General features: G+C 73.8%; 3 protein-coding genes. All 3 read right to left on the reverse strand.

Annotation, left to right across the window (positions count from 1 at the left end; all coding sequences use genetic code 11):
* Positions 1–137 precede the first annotated feature (137 nt).
* A complete protein-coding gene (locus AB0O00_RS33660) occupies positions 138–1,175 on the reverse strand; it encodes a TetR/AcrR family transcriptional regulator C-terminal domain-containing protein (RefSeq protein ID WP_363658326.1) in 1,038 nt (345 codons plus the stop codon).
* 96 nt (positions 1,176–1,271) lie between these two features.
* On the reverse strand, positions 1,272–1,982 hold the full coding sequence (locus AB0O00_RS33665; protein WP_363658328.1) for a spermidine synthase: 711 nt from the start codon (positions 1,980–1,982) through the stop codon (positions 1,272–1,274).
* 99 nt (positions 1,983–2,081) lie between these two features.
* A complete protein-coding gene (locus tag AB0O00_RS33670) occupies positions 2,082–3,035 on the reverse strand; it encodes a putative sulfate exporter family transporter (RefSeq protein WP_363658330.1) in 954 nt (317 codons plus the stop codon).
* Positions 3,036–3,183 lie beyond the last annotated feature (148 nt).

A 3,183-nucleotide genomic window follows, 5' to 3' on the forward strand; every position in this document is an offset into this window, starting at 1 on the left:
GCCGACGACGGACGGCGAACAGATGACAACTAACAGATTTCAGATTTCGTTCGCTGAAATCTGTTAGTTGTCATCTGTTCGCCGTTACCTGTTCGCCGTTACCTGTTCGCCGTTACCTGTTCGCCGTTACCTGTTCGTCAGCCCCCGCCCGCCCGCCGCGCGATCACCGCGCCGATCCCGTCGAGCATCCGCGCCACCCCGAACACGAACAGCGCGTCCAGGCTCATGTCGATCTCCGGCCCCCGGACCAGCGCGTCGAACATCGGGAACCGCTCCGGGTCCGCCATCAGCCGGTCGCGCTCCGCCAGGTCGTGCCGGTCCATCCACTCGTCCGCGGACATCCCGCTGTCCTGGACGGCCTGCGCCTCCCGCTCGAAGTGAACGGCCAGCCCGCACACGAAGGCCGCCAGCGTGACCGACGCCTGGACCACCTCCTCGACGCTCAGCCCCAGACCGGCGAGCGCGGCCATCGTGCGCTCGGTGTGCACGGCCGCGTCCGGCGCCAGCACCGGCCGGGTGAACGACATCGTGCCCGCAAGCCAGGGGTGGCGCCGGTAGATCCGCCACTGCACCCGGGCCACCGTCTCCAGCCCCTCCCGCCACCCCGGCGGCAGCGGATCGGGCAGCGGCTCCTCGCCGAAGACCCGGTCGGTCATCAGCCTCAACAGCTCGTCCTTGCTGGGCACATGGCGGTAGAGCGACATGGTCGCCACACCGAGATCGGTCGCGATCCGCCGCATCGACAGCGCCGCGATCCCCTCGTCGTCCGCCACCCGCACGGCCGTCGCGACGATCCGCTCCCGGGAGAGCTCCCGGTCCCCGCCGCGCTCGGCGCCGCCCCGCGCCCGCCGCACGACAGCCGCCTCCGAAGGCACAGCCGAGTCGGACGGAGCGGCAAGGGAGGCCAACGGGGAAACACGCGAGGACGAGCCAGGAGCAGCAGCAGGAGCAGGCGCCCCCACCACCACCACCGTCCCGACCCCGGGCACCGCCCGGACCAGCCCTTCCTCCCGCAGCCGACTCAGCACCTTGGTGGCGGTGGCCATCGCGACCCCCCACTCCCGGGTGATCGCCCTGGTGGACGGCACGCGCTCCCCCGGCGCCAACTCCCCCGTGGCGATGCGCCGTCGCAGCTCCGCCAGGATCCGCCCCGACGGCGTCCCGTCCTCCGCCATGCCCAACTCCTCAGCCCCGCAGCACCGAAACGAACCGCCAAAGCCCAACCGGCCTCTACCTCGGACCAGTTGGGCCACCGCGCAAGTAGAACCGGATCAGTGAGGGCGCCGGGCCAGGTGCACCACGTCCGGCACCCCCCGTGACACCGGGATCTCGTGCGAGGCGACGTCCGAGAACCCCGCCGCCCGCAGCGCCTCGTCGAAGGCCGGCGAGGGCTGCGCGCTCCACACCGCCAGCACCCCGCCCGGCCGGAGCCGGTGCCAGAGCACCGCGAGCCCGTCGGCCCCGTACAGGGGGGCGTTACCGTCGGTCACGGTCCAGTCCGGCCCGTTGTCGATGTCGAGGCACAGCGCGTCGTAGCGCTCGCCGTCGGCGGCGGCGAGGTGCTCCAGCAGGTCCGTGTGGAGCACCACGACCCGCTCGTCCTCCAGCGCGCCGCCGGAGAAGGCGCCGAGCGGCCCGGTCCGGTGCCAGTCGATGATCGCGGTCTCGCGCTCGACGATCGCGATCCGCCCCCAGCGCGGCTCGGCGACCGCGTACGCGAGCGAGAAGCCCACGCCGAGGCCGCCGATGAGCACGGACGGCTGCCCGTCGGCTCCGCCGGTGCGGTCGAGTTCGTCCAGCGCGGCCTGGATCAGCAGCCGCTCGGAACGGCCGTCGGCGGTGTCCATCAGGAAGCAGCCGTTGGCGATGATCTCGAAGTCCTGCCCGCGCCGGCGCAGTACGACCTCGCCGTACGGCCCCTCGCGCCGGTCGAGCGTGACCACGGTGTCGCGGGCGTTCCGTTCGGGCAGTGCGGTCGGCATGCGCGTTTCCTCGGCGAACTCGGGTGCGGGACGGCCTGGGAGGACCGGTTACCCGGTCGACAATACCCAAGGCCGCCGTCCGGCCCGATGCCGTTTTCCTCAGGTCGTGATCAGCACACCGGCGTACGAGACGCCCGCGACCATCACCCAGGAGCCGAGGCCGAGCAGGGCGATCCGCCCGCCGGTGCGGACCATGGTCGGCAGGTGCACCGCGCTGCCGAGGCCGAACAACGCGGCGGCCAGCAGCAGCTCCTGGGCGTCGCCGGCCAGGGTGAGCGCGCGCTCGGGCAGCACGCCGGTGGTCCGCAGGACGATCATCGCGAGGAACCCCGCCACGAACAGCGGGACGATCGGCGGCCGGCTGTCGCTTTTGACCGAACTTTTATCGCTTGGTTCACCAATGTTCTTTTTGTCCCACCGCTGCCTGCGCCGCACCGCGACCGCCACCCCGGCGACCAGCGGCGCGAGCAGCACCACCCGCATCAGCTTGACCAGGACGGCCTCGCGCAGCGCCCCGGGCCCGCCGGTCTGCGCGGTGGCGACGACCTGCCCGACGTCGTGCACGCTCGCGCCGACCCAGCGCCCGAACTCCGCCTCGCCGAGCCCGAGCGGGTGCTGGAGCAGCGGCAGCACGGCGATCGCGAGCGTGCCGCACAGCGTCACGAGCGCGACGGACGCGGCGACGTCCTCCTCGTCGCTGCCGGAGGCCTGGCTGACCGCGCCGATCGCCGAGGCGCCGCAGATCGAGTAGCCGGTGGCGACGAGCAGCGGCTGGTCCCCCGGCAGTCCGAGCTTGCGCCCGAGCCACAGCGTGCCCGCGAAGGTGGCGGTGACCACGGCGAGCACCATGGCGACGGTCGCCCAGCCGAGGCCGAGAACGTCACCAAGGCTGAGCTTGAGGCCGAGCAACACGATCCCGAGCCGCATCAGCCGCTTGCCGGCCATGGAGAGCCCCGGCCGCGCCACGCCGCGGACGACCGGGCGCAGCCCGGGCAGGTGGGCCGCCGCCCTGCCGAGCACGACGGCGGCGGTGAGCTTGGGCACGGCCGGCACCGCCGCGTGGACGGCGAGCGCGGGGGGGGGGGCCGCCGCGCGGGGGGGCCCGCCGGGGGGGCGGCCGCCGCGGGGTGGGGGGGGTGGGGGGTGCGGGGGGGGGGGGGGGGCGCCCGGGGGGGGCGGCCCCGCGGCCGCCCCACCGGCC

Origin of the sequence: Kitasatospora sp. NPDC093558 (assembly GCF_040683475.1) — a bacterium.
In the GTDB taxonomy this organism is placed as follows: Bacteria; Actinomycetota; Actinomycetes; order Streptomycetales; family Streptomycetaceae; genus Kitasatospora.

Excerpts from the sequence above, each read along its gene's own strand:
- AB0O00_RS33660 (WP_363658326.1), bottom strand. The coding sequence starts at position 1,175 with ATGGCGGAGGACGGGACGCCGTCGGGGCGGATCCTGGCGGAGCTGCGA.
- AB0O00_RS33665 (WP_363658328.1), bottom strand. The coding sequence starts at position 1,982 with ATGCCGACCGCACTGCCCGAACGGAACGCCCGCGACACCGTGGTCACG.